Source organism: Cryobacterium sp. 10I1 (genome assembly GCF_035019805.1).
In the GTDB taxonomy this organism is placed as follows: domain Bacteria; phylum Actinomycetota; class Actinomycetes; order Actinomycetales; family Microbacteriaceae; genus Cryobacterium; species Cryobacterium glucosi.
In genome coordinates, this window is record NZ_JASJVF010000689.1 from 1 (window position 1) to 235 (window position 235).

A 235-nucleotide genomic window follows, 5' to 3' on the forward strand; every position below is an offset into this window, starting at 1 on the left:
GTCGACGGCCCCGTACCGGCCGATGTCGTGACCGGCGGTCAGGGCGGCGGCCGCGGTCGTCCAGTCCTGCAGCAGGGAGACCAGGTCGGCGCGGCTGGCTCCTGGGGTCAGATCGAACGCCGCGAAGTGCAGCCGGTCCTGGGCGGGCGTCACGATGCCGGCCTGGTGATCCTGGTAGAACGGGTAGACGGTGCTTCCCGCTGCCGGGGCGCCCGCTGCTGCGAGGGCCTGAACC

Annotated in this window: 1 protein-coding gene; it reads right to left on the reverse strand. The window is 73.2% G+C overall.

Annotation, left to right across the window (positions count from 1 at the left end):
• A partial coding sequence (locus QN345_RS20355) for a Dyp-type peroxidase domain-containing protein (RefSeq protein ID WP_323509276.1) occupies window positions 1–235 on the reverse strand: 235 nt, incomplete at both ends.